Source organism: Rhizobium sp. 16-488-2b, from assembly GCF_017741815.1.
In the GTDB taxonomy this organism is placed as follows: domain Bacteria; phylum Pseudomonadota; class Alphaproteobacteria; order Rhizobiales; family Rhizobiaceae; genus Rhizobium.
The window spans coordinates 166,605-185,415 of the sequence record NZ_JAGHMF010000008.1 but is presented as its reverse complement, the minus strand read 5'-3'; the positions used below and the strand labels follow the sequence as shown (position 1 = coordinate 185,415).

General features: G+C 62.6%; 12 protein-coding genes and 2 pseudogenes. 1 reads left to right on the top strand and 13 read right to left on the bottom strand.

Features of this window, described 5'->3' with window-relative positions:
- From J5286_RS09535 to J5286_RS09485, 11 genes and pseudogenes are all read right to left on the bottom strand, one after another.
- A complete protein-coding gene (locus J5286_RS09535; RefSeq protein ID WP_209190121.1) occupies positions 1 to 1,131 on the bottom strand; it encodes an ABC transporter substrate-binding protein in 1,131 nt (376 codons plus the stop codon).
- Positions 1,132 to 1,264: 133 nt separating this feature from the next.
- Positions 1,265 to 2,758 carry a siroheme synthase CysG gene (gene cysG / locus J5286_RS09530; protein WP_209190120.1) on the bottom strand — a complete coding sequence of 498 codons (1,494 nt, stop codon included), beginning with the start codon at positions 2,756 to 2,758 and terminating at the stop codon, positions 1,265 to 1,267.
- Positions 2,730 to 3,749, bottom strand: a pseudogene (locus tag J5286_RS31610) (molybdopterin dinucleotide binding domain-containing protein); the annotation flags it as partial. The pseudogene J5286_RS31610 and the gene cysG, both read right to left, overlap by 29 nt.
- A 174-nt stretch (positions 3,750 to 3,923) precedes the next feature.
- Positions 3,924 to 5,552: pseudogene (locus J5286_RS31605) on the bottom strand (molybdopterin-dependent oxidoreductase); the annotation flags it as partial.
- Positions 5,553 to 5,794: 242 nt separating this feature from the next.
- Positions 5,795 to 6,130, bottom strand: a complete 336-nt coding sequence (gene nirD / locus J5286_RS09515) for a nitrite reductase small subunit NirD (protein WP_209190119.1) — start codon at positions 6,128 to 6,130, stop codon at positions 5,795 to 5,797.
- A 4-nt stretch (positions 6,131 to 6,134) separates the two neighbouring features.
- On the bottom strand, positions 6,135 to 8,597 hold the full coding sequence (gene nirB, locus J5286_RS09510; protein ID WP_209190118.1) for a nitrite reductase large subunit NirB: 2,463 nt from the start codon (positions 8,595 to 8,597) through the stop codon (positions 6,135 to 6,137).
- 4 nt (positions 8,598 to 8,601) lie between these two features.
- A complete protein-coding gene (locus J5286_RS09505) occupies positions 8,602 to 9,399 on the bottom strand; it encodes an ABC transporter ATP-binding protein (RefSeq protein ID WP_209190117.1) in 798 nt (265 codons plus the stop codon).
- An 11-nt stretch (positions 9,400 to 9,410) separates the two neighbouring features.
- A complete protein-coding gene (ntrB, locus tag J5286_RS09500; protein WP_112437281.1) occupies positions 9,411 to 10,304 on the bottom strand; it encodes a nitrate ABC transporter permease in 894 nt (297 codons plus the stop codon).
- Positions 10,305 to 10,360: 56 nt separating this feature from the next.
- On the bottom strand, positions 10,361 to 11,659 hold the full coding sequence (locus tag J5286_RS09495; protein WP_209190116.1) for a CmpA/NrtA family ABC transporter substrate-binding protein: 1,299 nt from the start codon (positions 11,657 to 11,659) through the stop codon (positions 10,361 to 10,363).
- 359 nt (positions 11,660 to 12,018) lie between these two features.
- Entirely contained in the window at positions 12,019 to 13,299 is a 1,281-nt protein-coding gene (locus J5286_RS09490) for a CmpA/NrtA family ABC transporter substrate-binding protein (RefSeq protein WP_209190115.1), read from the bottom strand.
- Positions 13,300 to 13,342: 43 nt separating this feature from the next.
- Positions 13,343 to 13,945, bottom strand: coding sequence for an ANTAR domain-containing response regulator (locus J5286_RS09485; protein WP_209190114.1), 603 nt, complete (start codon positions 13,943 to 13,945; stop codon positions 13,343 to 13,345).
- Positions 13,946 to 14,316: 371 nt separating this feature from the next.
- On the opposite strand from J5286_RS09485, the gene J5286_RS09480 reads away from it, so the two are divergent.
- A complete protein-coding gene (locus J5286_RS09480; protein WP_209190113.1) occupies positions 14,317 to 16,263 on the top strand; it encodes a methyl-accepting chemotaxis protein in 1,947 nt (648 codons plus the stop codon).
- A 93-nt stretch (positions 16,264 to 16,356) separates the two neighbouring features.
- Here J5286_RS09480 and J5286_RS09475 read toward each other — a convergent pair whose 3' ends face one another.
- Both J5286_RS09475 and J5286_RS09470 read right to left on the bottom strand, forming a co-directional pair.
- Positions 16,357 to 17,823: an MDR family MFS transporter gene (locus J5286_RS09475; protein ID WP_209190112.1), complete on the bottom strand. Its 1,467-nt coding sequence runs from the start codon at positions 17,821 to 17,823 to the stop codon at positions 16,357 to 16,359.
- A 206-nt stretch (positions 17,824 to 18,029) separates the two neighbouring features.
- Complete coding sequence (locus tag J5286_RS09470) at positions 18,030 to 18,791, bottom strand: alpha/beta fold hydrolase (protein ID WP_209190111.1); 762 nt, start codon at positions 18,789 to 18,791, stop codon at positions 18,030 to 18,032.
- Positions 18,792 to 18,811 lie beyond the last annotated feature (20 nt).

The following is an 18,811-nucleotide window of genomic DNA, read 5'->3' as shown; positions in this document are numbered from 1 at the left end:
TCACATGTCCTTCAGAGAGACAAAGTAACCCTGCTTGTAATCCAGCGGCAGGAAGCGGGCGTGCATTTCCTTGAAGGTCGCTTCAGGATCGAGATCGGCGAAGAGATCCGGATGCAGCCACTTCGCCATCTCCTGGATCGCGACGAACTGATAGGGGTTGTTGTAGAACTGGTGCCAGATGGCATGCACATTGCCATCGGCAACGGCCTTGACGCCGGTGAAGGCGGGGCGCTTGGTCAGTGCCTCGAGCTTCCGTTGAGCTTCCTTCAGGTCAGCGCCGTAACCGACGCCCACCCAGGCGCCGCCGGGGACGTACTTGTCCCAATTGCCGCCGGTCACGATGATCTGATCCGGGTTGGAGGCGATGACCTGCTCCGGATTGACCGTTCCGAACGTGCCGGGGATGATATCCTTGGCCATGTTGATGCCGCCGGCGATCTCGACCATCTTGCCGAAATTCTCGTTGCCGAAGGACATGCAGCAATCATCCGAATAGCCGCCGGCGCGCTCAACGAAGACCACCGGCTTTTTCGGGTTGTTCTTCTCGAGCACATCGGTCACGCGCTTGATGCTGTCGGCGCGGAACTTGATGAAATCCTCGGCGACCGCTTCCTTGCCCATCAGCTGGCCCATAACGCGCATGCTCGGCTCAGTGTTTTCCATCGGCTTCTCGCGGAAATCCACGTAGACGAGGGGAATACCGACCTTGCCGAGCTTTTCGATATAGCCTGCTTCTTCCGTCGCGGTCTTGGCGTCGATGTTCATCAGGATGACGTCGGGCTTCAGCGCCACGGCCTGCTCGATATCGAAGGTGCCATCCTTCATGCCGCCGAATGTCGGCAGCTTGGCGATATCAGGATACTTGGCAAGATAGGCGTCATAGGATTCCGGATCCGCCTTGGGCAGATCGTCGCGCCAGCCGACCACGTGTTCGAAGGGGTTTTCCTTGTCGAGCGCGGCGAGGAAGTAGATCTGCCGGCCTTCGCCGAGAATCATATGCTTCACGGGCGTGTTCACCTCGACGCTTCGCCCTGTCACGTCCTTGATGGTGACGGTATCGGCCAGGGCCGGCAAGGCGGTCGAGAGGAAGAGGGCGGCGGCTAGTGCTTGGATTTTGCCGGTAAGGCGCATTGGTGGGTCACTCCCTTGGAATTGACCCCCGTTTATTATTTTATGAGTTTATTAGTCAAGTTACATCTCGCGGCTTGCCTGAAATTGTAGGCCTTCTGCGTCACTCTCTGCAAAAGTCCTCGGAGGCGCTTGATCAACAGGCCTCGCGCTGCAGGTCCAGCTTCTGCTGATTACCATTCCGGTCCGCCATCTCACGTGCGGCGAGTGCCGAGCCGACGGCAATCAGCACCGGCTGTTCATACCCGATGATGGCAATGCCCTCGTGAAGTTCTTCAAGCGAACCGCGCCAGTCACATTGCGTGGGCTGGCTGACATCGCTCATGACGATGACGGGCGTGGACGGCGAAAGCCCTTCCGCGATAAGCCGCTCGGCAATTAACCCGGCCGTCCGACCGCCCATGTAAAAGACGGTGGTCGTGCGCGGATCGGCGACGCTTGCCCAGTTCACATCCGCGGGCAGGCCGCCATGGCGGGAGTGGCCGGTGATGAAGCGCACGGATTGGGCGTGATCGCGATGGGTGAGCGAGATGCCGAGACGGGACGCCATCGCGCTCGCCGCCGTGATGCCGGGAACGACGTCGACGGGGATGCCTTCTCGGTCCAGATGCGCGATCTCCTCGCCAGCGCGGCCGAAGATCATCGGGTCGCCGGATTTCAGCCGAACGACGCGCTTGCCCGCCTTGGCGAGTTTGACCATCATGTCGTTGATATCTTCCTGACGGCAGCTTGTGCGACCGCCGCGTTTGCCGACAAGCATCCGCTTGGCTTCCCGGCGGGCAAGCTCCAGCACCTCAGTGGAGACCAGATCATCGAACAGGATCACATCGGCCGCCTGCAAAGCCCGCACGGCCTTGAGCGTCAACAGTTCAGCGTCGCCGGGGCCGGCTCCAACCAACGTGACGCGGCCTTGAGATGTGTGGGCGGGCGCTCCCCGAAGCCTTTCGGCTTCCTCGAGAAGCAGCCCGCCAACGCCCTCCTCCGGCGTATCCGAACTTGAAAAGGCGCGATCGACGAATGTCTCCCAGAAGGCGCGGCGCAAGGGGCCCGGCGCTAGCCGCTCGTTGATCTGATCTCGCAGCGCCTGCGCCAAGCCCGCCCAACCCTTCAGCGCCTGTGGCAGCAAGGTTTCGATCCGCCGGCGGATCGCCTGGGCAAGGATCGGGGCGGCGCCATCCGTCGAAATGGCGACAACGACGGGCGAGCGATTGACGATTGAGCCGAACTGAAACTGGCAATAATCAGGCTTGTCGATGACGTTGACGGGTACGCCCATGGCGCGGGCAGCTTCGAAGAAGCGTTGGGCTTCGTCGCCATCTTCGCAATCGCCGATCGCGAGGGCAGCCTCTGCGAGGTCAGCTGCCCGCCATTCCCGCTGATGGTGGCGAATGTTTGCGGATGAATGCTCCGGCCTGCGTGCGACAAGGGCCGTGCACACATCGCCGAGGTCTTCGGCGAATATCTCGACATGAGCGCCGCAGGCCGCGAGCAACTCGGCCTTCCAGGCCGCCGCATCCGTGCCGCCGGCAACCGCGACGCGTTTGCCTTCCAAGGCCCAAAAGACTGGGAGCTTGGAGAGCGGCTCCATGCGGGCCGGCCTATCATTCCGCTGCTGCTGCAAGACATCCATCGATGATCCCCCTGATTTCCGCGCGGCAGGAGCCGCAATTGGTTCCGGCCTTGGTCTGCGAACCGATCGCCTCGACGCTGTGGCAACCGCCGCGCACGGCGGCGATGATTTGGTTGACGCCGACGCCGAGGCAGGAGCACACGGTGGCACCAGGATCCGGCATGTCGGCGCCGGGCCGGCCGGCGACCAGCGCGAAGCGCTTGCGCGGCTGGTCGTGCGACGCGACAAGCTGCGCGATCGCCCAATTGCGCGCGACGGCCACCGGCTGCCGGGCAATGAAGAGGGCGGCGAGAAGCCGGCCGCCATCGAAGAAGGCAAGCCTGACGTCTCCTGATTGCCGATCCACGTAACCGAGCGGCTCGATCTCTTCGGGAATGGCGAACGTGCGGCGACACCAAAGCGACCAGTCTTCCACCTGCTGATCGACGGCGATCTCGAGCCGCCAGCCACCATCGGCCTTCGCCAGCGCCCAATAGGGAGCATCAAGTCCGTCGGGCTTGGCTGCCGAAACGGCGAAGCCGTACGACGCAACGGCGAAAGGCCTTGCCGCGACCGCGACATTCTTGGAGGCCGGCTGGCCGGATACTGGATCGGTGATCGGCGCGACGACGGCGTCGATCCGGGCCTTGGCGGCGAACTGGTCGTTCCAGTGCATGGGCACGAAAATGCTGCTGCGGGCCTGCCGCTCGGTGATCAAGGCGCGCACGATTGCCTTGCCATGCGGGCTTTCGATTTCGACCAGCGTCGCATTGCCGACGCCGATCTCGATCGCGTCGCGCGGATGCAGCTCGGCGAAGGGCTCGGCGATATGAGAGGAGAGCCGGGCGCTTTTGCCAGTCCGCGTCATCGTGTGCCACTGGTCGCGAATGCGGCCGGTGTTGAGGGTGAAGGGGTATTCGGAATTGGTTCGATCGCAGATGACGGGCTTGAGGGCGACGAACCGTGCTCGTCCATCCGGATGGTAGAAGCGACCATCAGCAAAGAAGCGCTTATCGCTACCCCCCTCTGGCCTGCCGGCCATCTCCCCCACAAGAGGGGAGATCGGCAGGACGCCGTCGCTCGACACGGGCACAACATTTGAACTGGCCGCAAGGTTTGCGTTCCGACGAAGGTCATCCCGCTCGTGATCTCCCCCCCTGTGGGGGAGATGCCCGGTAGGGCAGAGGGGGGTATCTCTCCCCGTGGCTGGCCATTGGAATGGCGACATGAGGCGGTAGCTTTCCTCATCGATGGCTGCGCAGGCTCCAATATCGAAGTCGCGGCTCCCGTCGTTCTCGAAGGCGGAGAGGGCGGCATGTTCGGCAAAGATGTCCGCCGGCGAGGTATAGCCGAAGCCATCGAAGCCCATGCGGCGTCCGACCTCGGCCAGCTGCCACCAGTCGGCGCGGGCGTCGCCCGGCACGTCCAGGAAATCGCGCTGGCGCGAGATGCGGCGCTCCGAGTTGGTGACGGTGCCGTTCTTCTCGCCCCAACCGAGCGAGGGTAGCAAGATATCTGCATGGCTGGTGGTGTCGGTGCCGCGCAAGACATCGGAGACGACGACGAAGGGACACGATTTGATCGCGGCTTCGACGGTATCGGCATCCGGCATGGAGACGACGGGGTTGGTCGCCATGATCCACAGCGCCTTGATCCGACCATCCGCGACAGCCTTGAACATGTCGACCGCTTTCAGGCCGGGCTTTTCCGCGATGACAGGTGACTGCCAGAAGCGCTGGACGCGGTCTCGGTCATTGGCGTTTTCGATCGCCATGTGGGCGGCGAGCATGTTGGCGAGGCCGCCGACCTCGCGGCCGCCCATGGCGTTCGGCTGGCCGGTGAGCGAGAAAGGCCCCATGCCGGGTCGGCCGATGCGGCCGGTGGCAAGGTGGCAGTTGATGATCGAATTGACCTTGTCGGTGCCCGATGAGGATTGATTGACGCCCTGGCTGTAGCAGGTGACGACTTTCTCCGTCGCCGTAAACAGGCGGTAGAACTCGCGCAGTTGCATGGCCGGCAAGCCGGTCTGTTCCAGGATGTCGTTTGAGGAGAGCAGCGCGGCGGTGGCGAAAGCCTCGTTGAAGCCGCTGGTGTGCTCCGCCACGTAGTTCTGATCGATCGCGCCAGCCGAAATGAGATGCGCGAAAAGGCCCATGAACAGCGCGACGTCGCTGTCGGGGCGAATGGCCAGATGCAGGTCGGCGATATCTGAAGTCATCGTTCGACGCGGATCGATGACCACGACCTTCATGCCTGGGCGCGCGGCCTTGGCAGCGGCAAGACGCTGGTAGATGACCGGATGGCACCAGGCGAGATTGGAGCCGGTGAGAATGACAAGATCGGCCAGTTCGAGATCTTCGTAGACGCCGGGAACCGTGTCGGCGCCGAAGGCGCGTCGATGACCGGCGACGGAGGACGACATGCAGAGGCGCGAGTTGGTGTCGATATTGCCGGTGCCGATGAAGCCCTTCATCAGCTTGTTGGCGACGTAATAGTCTTCGGTGAGCAGCTGGCCGGAGACGTAGAATGCTACGGAGTCCGGGCCGTGTTCGGCGATCGCCGTCGAGAAACGGTCGGCGACGAGATCAAGGGCGGTGTCCCAATTCGTTTGCTGTCCGCCGATTTCGGGGTAGAGCAGGCGTCCGTCGAGATCGATGGTTTCGGCGAGAGCGGAGCCCTTGGAGCACAGGCGGCCGAAGTTCGCTGGATGGTCGGGATCGCCCTTGACGGAGACGGCGCCATCATCGGCGACCGTTGCGATCACACCGCAGCCGACGCCGCAATAAGGACAGGTGGTCTTGGTTTCAGTGGGCATGGCGGTGCCCCCTCAGGGTGTCGAGAGCATGGTCACCCCCCTCTGTCCTGCCGGACTGCCGGGGTCGAGCCACGGGTCTCGACCCGCGCTTCGCGCCCCCCACAAGGGGGGAGATCGACTCGTCGCTTGCTCCCCAACCAAATAGTGAGCGTGGAGCGAGTGGGTGCGCCCAGCCAATCTCCCCACCTGTGGGGGAGATGTCCGGCAGGACAGAGGGGGGTAATCTCTCCACCATCGCTCAACTACTCCGCCGCCATCATCAAGCTCTCGAACGCGATAAACAGCGCCCCATCCTCGTTCCTCACCGGAATGGTCCTGACCTCGCCCTCATCCGCCCCGAACGCCTTGCCGGTTTCCAGCGAGATCACCCAATTGTGCAGCGGGCAGGTGACCGCCTTCGCATGCACGATCCCCTGCGACAGCGGCCCGCCCTTGTGGGGGCAATGGTCTTCGATGGCAAAAACCTCGTTCTCCGCCGTGCGGAAAACGGCGATCTTGCCCTGAGGGGTCTTCACGCAACGGGCGCCGCGCAGCGGGATGTCGGAGATGTCGCCGATCGAGATCCAGTTCATGTCCATCTCCTCACTCCGCTGCCTGGGGAAAGCCGATCGTCGCCATCGGCTTGAATTCGTGCTTGTCCTTGCCGGAAACGCGCTCCGACCAGGGATCGACCTGGGCGAATGTCTGCGAGAAGACGAAGCGGTCGTAATAGGCCTTGCGCTTTTCGGCATCGCCGATGATCTGGCGGCGGATTTCCTCCAACCCGACGCGCTTCGCCCACTTATAGATGCGCTCGAGATAGCGGGCCTGCTCGCGGTACATCTGCGTCAGCGCCACGATGTGCTCCAGCGCCTCGTCTTCGGTCTTCACGAGGCCCAGAACCTCGGTGCCCTTGATGTCGAGACCGGCAGCGCCCGCGAAGTGGATCTCGAAGCCACTATCCACGCAGATGACGCCGATATCCTTGCAGGTTGCTTCCGCGCAGTTGCGCGGGCAGCCGGAGACGGCGAGCTTCAGCTTGGCCGGTGTCCACGAGCCCCACATGAATTTCTCGATCCGGATACCGAGGCCGGTGGAATCCTGCGTGCCGAAGCGGCACCAGTCCGAACCGACACAGGTCTTCACGGTGCGCAGCCCCTTGGCGTAGGCCTGTCCGGAGACGAAGCCGGCCTTGCCGAGATCGGCCCAGACGGCCGGCAAGTCTTCCTTCTCGATCCCCAGCAGGTCGATGCGCTGGCCGCCGGTCACCTTAACCATCGGGATCTCGAACTTGTCGACGACATCGGCGATGGCGCGCAATTCGTTGGCGTTCGTCACGCCGCCCCACATGCGCGGGACAACCGAGTAGGTGCCGTCCTTCTGGATATTGGCGTGGACGCGTTCGTTGATGTAGCGCGACTGGTAATCATCGGCGTATTCGTCCGGCCAATCGCAGACCAGATAGTAGTTGAGCGCCGGGCGACACTTGGCGCAGCCGCAGGACGTCTTCCATTCGAGTTCCTGCATGACGGCGGGGATCGTCTTCAAACCCTTGGCCTTGATCAGGCGCCGCACGTCGTCATGGCCGAGTTCGGTGCAGGTGCACATCGGCGTCACGGCAGCCGGATTGTAGCTGTCTCCGAGCGTCAGCGACATCAGCTGCTCGACCAGCCCGGTGCAGGAGCCACAAGAGGCGGAAGCCTTGGTGTGAGCACGGACGTCATCGAGCGAGGTCAGTCCCTTGGCCGATATCGTCGAGGTGATCTTGCCCTTGCATACGCCGTTGCAGCCGCAGATTTCCGCATCATCCGGCAAGGCTGCAACGGCCGCCATAGGGTCCAGCGGCGACCCTCCCTGGTAGGCCTGACCGAAGATCAGCGTGTCGCGCATCTCGGAGATGTCGGTCTGCTTCTTCTTCAGATCGTTGAACCATGCGCCATCGGCTGTCTCGCCGTAGAGCACGGTGCCGATGATACGGTTATCCTTCAGCACCAGGCGCTTGTAGACGCCGGCGGTGGCGTCGCGCAGGACGATCTCTTCGCGGTCGTCGCCATCGGCGAAATCGCCTAGAGAATAGAGGTCAATGCCGGTTACCTTGAGCTTGGTCGGCGTGTCCGAGTGAACGAAGGCCGGCGAGGTGTCGCCAGCAAGGTGCGAGGCGGCGATGCGGGCCATCTCGTAGAGTGGCGCGACGAGGCCATAGACCATGCCGCCGACCTCGGCGCATTCGCCGAGCGAGAGAATATCGCCATCCGAGGTGCGCATGCCGTCATCGACGACGATGCCGCGATTGACCGCAAGACCGGCCTCCTTCGCGAGGCCGACATTCGGCCGGATGCCGACGGCCATGACGACCAGGCTCGCCGGAATGATGCGACCGTCGTCGAGCTCGATACCCTCGACCTTGCCGTTGCCGACGATCGCCTTGGTGTTGGCCTTGGTGATGACCTTGATGCCGCGTTCCTCGACGGCCTTCTGCAAGAGATAGCCGGCGGCGGGGTCGAGCTGGCGCTCCATCAGCGTCGGCATGACATGCAGCACGGTCACGTCCATGCCGCGCTGCGCGAGGCCGGCCGCGGCTTCCAGACCAAGCAGGCCGCCGCCGATGACGATCGCCTTCTCGCGCGATTGCGCCGCCAGCAGCATGGCCTGTACGTCGTCGAGATCGCGATAGGTGATGACCCCCGGCAGGTCCTTACCGGGGACAGGGATGATGAAGGGCACGGAGCCGGTGGCGATCACCAGCTTGTCGTAGCTCTCCGTCACGCCGTGGTCCGAGGTCACCGTCTTGGCATCGCGGTCGACGGCGACGATCTTGTGGCCCTTGTAGAGCGTAATGCCGTGATCGATGTACCAGCCGTCGCCATGGATGACGATCTGCTCGTAGCTCTTCTCGCCGGATAGAACCGGCGACAGCATGATGCGGTCGTAATTGACGCGCGGCTCGGCGTTGAAGATCGTGACCTGATACTGGCCCGGCGCCTTCTCGAACAGGTGCTCGAGCATGCGCCCCGGCGCCATGCCGTTGCCGATGATCACGAGTTTCTCGATGCGGGTTTCTGACATGGGGTTACTCCGCGGCTTCGACAAAGCGGTGGCGTTCGTAGAGGAACTTCAGCACGGCTTCGCGGCATTTGAGGTAGGTTCGGTCGGAGGCGAGATCGATGCGGTTGCGCGGGCGGGCTATCGGCACGTCGAGGACTTCGCCGATCTTCGCAGCCGGGCCGTTGGTCATCATCACGATGCGGTCGGAGAGCAGCACGGCTTCATCGACGTCGTGGGTGATCATCACCATCGTGTTGCCGAGCCGTGCGTGGATTTCCATGACCGCATCCTGCAGATGCGCCCGCGTCAGTGCATCGAGCGCGCCGAACGGCTCGTCGAGCAACAGGATTTTCGGCTCCATGGAGAGCGCCCGGGCGATGCCGACGCGCTGCTTCATGCCGCCGGATATCTCGGAGGGACGCTTGTCCTTGGCGTGGGCCATCTGCACGAGATCGAGGTTCGCCATCACCCAGTCGTGGCGCTCGGCCTTGCTCTTGGAATTGCTGAATACTTTGGAGACAGCGAGATTGACGTTTTCGTAGACGGTGAGCCAGGGAAGCAGGCTGTGGTTCTGGAAGACGACGGCGCGCTCGGGGCCGGGGGCGTTGACCTCGCGGTTTTCCAGCAGCACGGCTCCCGAGGAGACCGGTGTCAGGCCGGCGATGAGGTTCAGCAGAGTGGACTTGCCGCAGCCGGAATGGCCGATGATCGAGACGAACTCACCCTTGGAGATGGTCAGGTTGATGCCCTTGAGCACCTCTGCGCGCACACCGGCCCGGTCGAAATGCTTGTCGATATGGTCGAGCTTGAGATAGGCGGTCATGGTCGTTCCCTTCAATTGGCCGAAGCGCCGCGGGTGATCAGCTTGCCGACCGCCGCCACCAGCTTGTCGAGCGCGAAGCCGACGACGCCGATGTAGGCAAGCGCGACAATGATGTCGGGCAGGCGGGACGAGTTCCACGCATCCCAGATGAAGAAGCCGATGCCGACGCCGCCGGTGAGCATTTCAGCGGCGACGATCGCCAGCCAGGACAGGCCGACACCGATGCGAAGGCCGGTGAATATGTAGGGGGCGGCCGAGGGCAGCATGATCTTGAAGAAGAACTCGATCTGGTTCAGCCGCAGCACCTGGGCGACGTTGCGGTAATCCTGCGGGATGTTGCGCACACCGACGGCGGTGTTGATGATGACCGGCCAGATCGAGGTGATGAAGATCACGAAGATCGCCGAAGGGTTGGCGTTCTGGAAGGCAGCGAGCGATAGCGGCAGCCAGGCAAGCGGCGGCACTGTGCGCAGCACCTGGAAGATGGGGTCGAGGCCGCGCATCGCCCAGACCGACTGGCCGATGACGGCGCCGACGATGACGCCGACGACAGCCGCCAGGCCGAAGCCGTAAGCCACGCGCTGCAGCGAGATCAGCACGCGCCAGCCAAGCCCGATATCCTGCGAGCCGTAGTTGAAGAAGGGGTAGGCGATGAGGTCGAAGCTTTCCTGCCAGACCTGATGCGGGGAGGGCAGCGAGGCGGTCGGCGACGAACAGAGCACCTGCCAGACACCAAGCAGGATGGCGAGCACGACGAGCGGCGGCAGCACGTTGCGGGCAAGCGTTGCCGCTATCTTCGCGACGTTGATCTTGGCGACCGGGCGCCTTGCGAGCGGCAGGATGGTGGCGGTGTTCGTTGCGGTTGCCGATGTCGCGATCGTTTGTTTCTTGGCCAAAGCGGGCATTCTACGCTCCTCTTGCGGGATGGAAGAGCCGGCGCGGTCCACGCCGGCGGCACGGATCAGGACGCGACCTTGATCGTCAGGCTGTCGAGATAGGCGGAGGGATTCTCCGGATCGAAGACCTTGCCGTCGAAGAACGTTTCCTTGCCGCGCGAGGACGACGCCGGGATGTCGGCGGCAGCAACGCCGAGGTCCTTGGCGGCGGCGCGCCAGATGCCCTCGCGGTTGACCTCGTCGACCAGCTTCTTGATGTCGGTATCCGGCGCGAACTTGCCCCAGCGGATATTCTCGGCGAGGAACCAGCTATCGTGGCTCTTGAAGGGATAGGAGACGCCACCAGCCCAGAACTTCATGTAGAGGTCGGTACCCTGGGCAACGCGGCCATTCCCGTAGTTGATGTCGCCCTTGAGGCGGCCGAGCACGTCCTTGGGCGGCACGTTGAACCACTGGCGCTTGCCGAGCAGCGTCGACATCTCTTCCTTGTTGTCCATGCTGTCGCACCATTGCTGGGCTTCCATCACGGCCATCAGCAGCGCCTTGGCGGCGTTCGGGTTCTTCTCGACCCAATCCGAACGCATGCCGAGCGCCTTCTCGGGATGGCCCTTCCAGAGTTCGCCGGTCGTTGCCGCCGTGAAGCCGATGCCCTGGTTGACCAACTGTTCGTTCCAGGGTTCGCCGACACAGAAGACGTCCATGTTGCCGACCTTCATGTTCGCCACCATCTGCGGCGGCGGGACGACGATGGTGGAGACATCCTTGTCAGGATCGATGCCGCCGGCGGCGAGCCAGTAGCGGATCCAGAGGTCGTGCGTGCCGCCGGGGAAGGTCATGGCGGCCTTGATCTCCTTGCCCTCGGCCTTCTTCTTCTCGAAGGCGGCCTTCAGCTTGGAGGCGTCGAGCTGTACGCCGGTATCGGCATATTCCTTGGCGACCGAGATGCCCTGGCTGTCGTAGTTCAGCCTGGCGAGGATGGTCATCGGCACCGGCAGGTTGTTCTGCGTCACCTTGCCGGTGTGCATGAGATAGGGGAGCGGCGAGAGGATGTGGGCGCCGTCGATGCCGTTTGCCGAACCGCCGAGAACGAGATTGTCGCGCGTGGCGCCCCAGGACGCCTGCTTGGCGACATCGACATCGGGCATGCCATGCTTGGCGAACAGGCCCTTCTCCTGCGCGACGATGAGCGGCGCGGCATCGGTGAGCGCGATGAAGCCGAGCTTGACGCCGGTCACCTCGGGGCCGGCGCCAGCGGCGAAGGCGCCTGACGGGAAGGCGCTGCGCACCGCCGTGATAAGGGCTGCGGTTGCCGTCGTTTTCAACATGCTGCGACGTGTGATGCCGGTCGTGATTATCTTGCTCATTGCGCAGGTTCCCTCTGCTTGGTGCTGGCCGGAATTTGGGAATAAAAAAACGCCGCTCGGCAGATGCGTCATCGGGAGGGAGGGTCCCGGACTGCAAAGGCCTTGCGACGTCGATGTCTTTTGCAAGCGCTTATCGCGCGCTCATCTCGCCCCGATCGCCGTTGACCGGTGCGGTTTTAACGAAGCAAACGGTGTGCCAGTTCTAAGATGAGGTTTTATGTGATTGAAACTAGAACGTAAAATCGGCAGATTCGTATCTGCTCAATTTTTCACCCCGATTTTCCGATGGCAATGTTTTGTGCGAATGCCACCGCGGCGGCATTCCGGTGTGCAAGCTATTTGTGCACAGCAGCAAACAATCAGTGGTCGTCCGAGGCCTTCGGTGGCGATTGAACGCTGCGGACCGCGAAGCCCGAGACGTAGTCCGCGAACCGCGACGGATCGAAGACGTGACCGTCCATGAACCGGTCTCCGTTCGTGTCTCCCTCGATGCGGATGTCGGCATCCGCAGGGGCGCTATCAGGGCCGAGTGCCGCCCGGTAGAGATCGGGACGATAGGCGGAGGCCGCTGCCCTGGCGTTATTCAGCGACATCTCGGCCTGACCCCAGCGCACCATCTGGCTGTAGATCCAGAGCGCCTGGCTGGGGCGCGGATAGTTGGCGAAGCGACCGTGGAAGAGGAAGTAGTCGTCGATCACACGGCGGTTGCCCTTGGCGTCAAGACTGAACTCGCCAGCCAGCACATGCCTTATAATCTCTACGGGGGCCGCGATATATCGGGGATCGGCGAGCGCCTCCGCCAGCGCATCGTGATTTTCGACGCGGTCGCACCAGCGCGCGGCAGCATCAAGCGCAACGATCAGCCTGGACACGGTGTCGCGATTTGCATCGGCCCAATCCGGGCGCATGCCGATCACCTTTTCAGGCGCCGAGGGCCAGATATCCTGCTTGGCGGCGACGATCCGGCCGACGCCGCGCTCGGAAGCGATCATGTTCCATGGCGCGCCGACGCAGAAGCCATCGATGGCGCCGGCGGCCAGCGCGTCCGAAGTCAGCGGTGGCGGCACCACGACCAGCCGCACGTCATTGTCGGGATCGATGCCGCCGGCGGCGAGCCAATAGCGGAACTCGTAGTTGTGGGAGGAGAAGGGGTAGGTCATGCCGAGCGTCGGCATGGGTTCGTCGCGTGCTTTCATCTCGCGCACGACCATCGCCAAGGCGCGTGCGCTTTCGAGCGCTGTCGGCATTTCGGAAAGTCCCGCCGCCTGCTGCATCCGCTCAAACAGCGTCGTCGACAAGGTGATCGCATTGCCACCGCGCCCGAGCGAGAAGGGCGTGATCGTCGGCGACGGGTTGGATCCGAGCGCGAGCGCCGAGGCAACCGGCATCGGCGACAGCATGTGGGCGATGTCGAACTGGCGAAACGCCAGGCGGTCGCGAACATTGGCCCAGGAGACATCCTTGACGAGGTCGAGCGTCAGCCCTTCCTTTGCGGCAAATCCGAATTCCGCGGCTGCGATCAGGACCGAGGCATCGACAAGCGGGATGAAGCCGGCGCGCAGCGTTCGCGAGCCTTCGGTCGCCGTGCTTGTCGGTGCGGCAAGGCTGCCACTGGCATTGTCGGTCATGATCTTGTCCATCCCGGTTTCCTCCGGACATCAAGCATATGATAGGCGCCAGCGCTCACATCAATAGCCCTGCGGCGGTGATGACGCTCTGCGCGATATCGGCGATCTTCTTCTTCTCGTTCATGGCTGTCTGACGCAGAAGCGCGAAGGCCTCGTCTTCCGACAGCCCGCGCATCTTCATCAGGATGCCCTTGGCGCGGTCGATGATCTTGCGCTCTTCCAGCGCCGACTTGGCGTCGGCCAGTTCGCGCTGTAGGCGGTTGAAGGCATTGAAGCGGCTGACGGCCATCTCGAGGATCGGTTTCACCCGCTCCTTTTTCAGGCCGTCGACGATGTAGGCCGATACGCCCGCGTCGACCGCAGCGATGATCGAGTCCTCATCGGACTTGTCGACGAACATGGCAATCGGCCGCGCAACGGCCCGCGAGATCTGGAAGATGCTCTCAAGCATGTCGCGATTGGGGTTTTCGATATCGATGACGATGACATCGGGATTGATCTCCTCGATGCGCCGCGCCAACCCGTTCATGTCGTCGACGATGGTCACCCGCTGATATCCGGCTTCGCGCAGCCCCAACTCGATAATGGAGGCCCGAATGCTGTTCTCATCGATAACCAGCACATTCAGGCTGGACTTGGCAGGTTGAGACGTTGCCACTGGCAGTCAGCATTCCGTTCACGAGGGCGTCAATCTTGCATTTCTGAAATGCGGGAGATCGGCCACAAAATCAAGCAAATATTGAAGTGCGCAAAATATAGGCATTTTGCGCGGCGGCCGCCGTCTCGGTTGTGCGCGTAAAACCAAAACGTCATCGGCGAAAAAGATACAATTTTAAAGATTTCGTAAGCTAATAGTATGACAAATCTACCTCGGCAGTCTGGGAGGAGCTATTCGCCATGAGGGTGGGAGTTCAGCTGCCATGACCCTTCACATATCGGCAAATGCCTATGTCTCGCCTGGTCCGCGATATCGCGGTTCTGCGCGCGTTGATGACATCAAGCCATGCCAGCGTCCCGTCAGGCTTCCCAATGAGCTTTCTCCAAAACGCTAAGATCCGCACGAAAATTGTCGCCGTGATTGCCTTGATGGGTATCACTGCCATCGCCGGCCTTGCCTATGTCAGCATGCAGTTCAAGAACGCCGACAGCCGCTATGCGAGCTTCCTGTCGCATGAGAGCATGGCCGCGACCCTCAATGCCCGGGCCACCGGTGGCTTGTTGCAGCTTGGTTTTCAGCTCGGCCTGATGATGATCAACGATCCCGCATCGCCGGAATTCGCTGCATCGATCAAGATCTACAATGACAATCTGGCGCTGATGAAGGAGCGCATCGTGACCACCGGCCGTCTGGTGGAATCGCGTGCCGAGCCCGCCGCGGCGATGTTGACCGCGATCGCCGCGTTCGATGAACTCGGACAGCGGGTCATCAGCCTGGTGAAAGAGGGAAAGCGTGATGAGGCTGTTGTCGTCATGCGCGAAGCCGGCAATCGTCTGACGGCTATTCTTCCGCTTTTTGCCGGTGGAAATGACCAGCTGATCAAGATGATGGAAGAAGGAACGGCCGACCTTCAGGCGACGACCGACCACACGATCGTCACCGGCCTGTCGACGCTCGGCGTCGCGCTGGTCGCCATCGTCCTTCTCGGCCTCTTCGTTGCAGCGCGCGGGATTACAGCGCCGATCGATCGCCTGCGGGAGCGCATGAGAGCACTGGCAGCCGGCGATACCGCCAGCGAGACGCCCGGCCTGGAGCGCAAGGACGAAGTCGGCCAGATGGCTGCCGCCGTTGCCGTATTCCGCGACAACGCACTCGAGCGCTCGCGCCTTGAGCGCGAAGCGGATGAAGGCCGTTCGCTTTCGGAGCAGGAACGCCAGGCACGCGAGGCCGCCAAGGAACAGGATGCCGCCAATACCAGGGAAGCCGTCGATGCGCTCGCCCTTGGCCTCAGCCGCCTTGCCGACGGTGACGTCTCCTACCGCATCTCCAAGCCGTTCGTGGATCACCTCGATGCGCTGCGCAATAGCTACAACATGTCGCTCGACAAGTTGCAGGCAGCACTTCAGGAAGTGGGCAAGAACGCTGGCGTGATCAATTCGGGAGCCGCCGAAATTCGCTCCGCCGCTGACGATCTCGCGCGTCGCACCGAACAGCAGGCCGCCTCGCTGGAAGAGACCGCTGCCGCACTCGAACAGATCACCACGACCGTCAGCGACTCCACCAAGCGGGCGGAAGAGGCCAGCATCCTTGTGGAACGCACGCGCTCCGGCGCCGAGAGGTCGGGTGGCGTTGTCCGCAACGCGGTTGCCGCGATGAACGAGATCGCCAAGTCATCCGGCGAAATCAGCAATATCATCGGCGTGATTGACGATATAGCGTTCCAGACCAACCTGCTTGCACTGAACGCGGGTGTCGAAGCGGCGCGCGCTGGTGAAGCCGGCAAGGGCTTCGCGGTCGTCGCCCAGGAGGTGCGTGAACTTGCGCAGCGATCCGCCAAGGCCGCGAAGGAAATCAAGCTCCTGATCACGACGTCCGAGAACCAGGTCAACACCGGCGTCGATCTCGTCGGCGAAACCGGTACGGCGCTCGTGCAGATCGAAGCGGAAGTAACCGAGATCACAAAGCACGTCAGGGCGATCGTCGAGGCGGCACGCGAGCAGTCGACCGGTATCCAGGAGATCAATACCGCCGTCAACAGCATGGATCAAGGCACGCAGCAGAACGCAGCCATGGTCGAAGAGACGAACGCGGCCAGCCATAGCCTCGCGAAGGAAGCCAGCGCGCTGAACACGCTGCTCGGGCAGTTCACTCTCGATCAGCGCAGCCGTCCATCCACGCAAGTGTCGCTTGGTTCCGCGACCGAAGCATCGCGGCCCGTGGCGTCGCCGGCGCGAGCGTTGACCCAGCGGTTGACGTCGAGCTTCAGAGGCGGAAACGCCGCAGTCGCCGTCGCGCAGAATGATTGGGAAGAATTCTGATCTAACTGTTGCCGTGAGGTCTCACGGCGCCGCTTAAAGAATTGGATCGGCCAGGGAACTGGCCGATCGAACAATAAGTAACCTCGTTGGCAATCAGGCGCTCTTCGGTTCGGCCTGCGGTGCTTGCTGATGCGGGACCAATAGACATGCCGGGACGATCAGTACTGCAATCAGCATCATCACCATGAAGGTCGCGTGCAGCGACTGCTGCAAAGCCAAGCGAATCTCGTCGCCGCCGCCAAGGGCTGCGCCGGTACCGTTCAGCAGAGCCCGCAGTTGCTCGGGCGTGATCGCCTGCCCGTTGTTGGCGTGTGCCAGACCATAGGTCAGAACCGCGCCCAGCACAGCGGCGCCGAGCGTGCTGCCGAGATTGCGTGAAAACACGTTGGAAGCGGTGGCGCTGCCCCGGTCGGAAGCCGTCACGCTCTCCTGGGTCAGGATGAGGGCGCCGATATTCAGCAAGCCCATGCCGAAGCCCATGATGAGCGAGCCGGCAGCCGCCAGCACGGGAGAGCTGGATGGTGCCAGCAGCACGAGCAGGCACGTTCCGACCGGTATGAAGAGGCTCCCAACGATCATGATCGGCCGCAGACCGAAGCGGGTAAACTGGCGTGACGCGATCGTCGCGCCGCAGGGCCAACCGAGCAGCAGCATGGTCAGGGCGAAGCCAGCCACAAGCGGCGAGCGGTCGAGCACGGTCTGCACATACATCGGCAGGAAGGTCGTCAGGCCCATGATCGACATGCTGGCGAAAAAGACGGCCAGGTTGGCGAAGGCGATCGGACGTCTCAGCCACAGGTCTGGCGCGACCATCGGCGCTTCGGCGCGGCGCTCCTGCCAGATGAAGGCGACAAGCGCGAAAAGGAAGATGATGAAGGCCGCGATTGTGTAGCTGGAGAGGCCGTTCTCCACCTCGGTGAGCGCGATCATCAGCGCGGAAATCGAGACGGCGAAGAGTGCGGCGCCAAGCACGTCGATCGAGACGACGCGCGGCCGCTTTTCCTCGTGCAGGAACAAGATGAAGCACAGCGCTGCCAGAAGCCCCACGGGTATGTTGATCCAGAAGATCCAGGCCCATGGGAGGTTGTGAATGATGATGCTGCCGAGAAGCGGCCCGACGACGGCAGACAGCGCCCAGACGCTTGCGAGGTATCCCTGCACCTTGCCACGCTGGTTGCCTGGGAAAAGATCGGCGACCACGGTCATCGCGACAGGCTGAAGGGCGCCGGCGCCGATACCCTGCAACAAGCGAAACGCGATCATCGAGGGCATGGACCATGCGAAACCGGCGAGTATGGAGGCCAGCAGGAACAGCGCGATGCCGACCAGCAGCATCGGCTTGCGGCCATAGATGTCCGCCAGCTTGCCGAAGATCACGGTTGTCGCGGTCTGCGTCAGAAGGAAGGACGAAAAGACCCAGGAATAGAGATTGATTTGGCCGAGCTGGGCTGCGATCTGCGGCATAGCCGTCGAGACGATCGTCGCTTCGATGGCGATCATCGCCATGCTTGCCATGATCGCGACAACGACCAATCCGCGATGCGAAGTTCTTTGTGTCATAGGAGGCTTTCGAGGCAAACGTCGGCGTAGACGACTGAGCGAGCGCCGACGGTTATTGGGTAGTGCCCTTACTATTCCTCGCAGCCGCCGCGTCAAGAGCATTTGGCCGTGAACTTGTCGTGAGTGGTTAGATGAATGGGAAGGGGAGCGCGTTGTCTTCGCGCTCCCCGAATTTCCTGTCAGGACGATTGTCTAAGGCTCGGCCACTACTTCCCGGCCTCATGCGCGGCGGCCTCGATGACGGCCGCGACCTTGTCCGGCTGCGAGGCGAAGACCGCGTGGCTTGCCTTGATCTCCGTTACCGCGCTTCCCGCGCGCTTTGCCATGTCGCGCTCGAGCTCGGGGTTGATCGAACGGTCGTCCGTTGCAACCACGGACCAGCTCTTCTTCGCCTTCCAGGCCGGATCATCGCCGATCTTCGCCGTGAAGGCCTGCTTTGCCGCGAAGACCTGTGACTTGGCGAGAAAGGCAGCTTCATCCTTGGGCAAGTCGGCGGCGAAGTCGTTGGCGAAGGCGGCGGGGTCGAGGTAGAGATATTGTCCGTCCTTCGTCTCGCGGATGCTCATGCCGCCCGCCGGCTTGGAGCTTGCCAGCGACAGCAGGCTCTCGCCCTTGTCCGGCTGGAAGGCCGCTACATAGACGAGGCCAGCGACATGTGCGTTGTGACCGGCTTCGGTGATGACCATGCCGCCATAGCTGTGGCCGACAAGCAGGGTCGGGCCATCCTGAAGATCAAGCACGCGGTTGGTGGCGGCAACGTCATCGGCGAGCGAGGTGATCGGCTCCTGCACGATCGTGACGTTGAAGCCGCGCTTCTCCAGGATTTCGGTTGCCTTGCGCCATCCGGAACCATCGGCGAGCGCGCCGTGGACGATGACGATGTTTTTCACCTCGGCGGCCTCTGCCGCGTAGGCGACGACACTGGTGGCGAATGCAAGGGCGAGGGTGGCGATGATGCGACGGTTCATGGGAGTGTCTCCTTTGGATC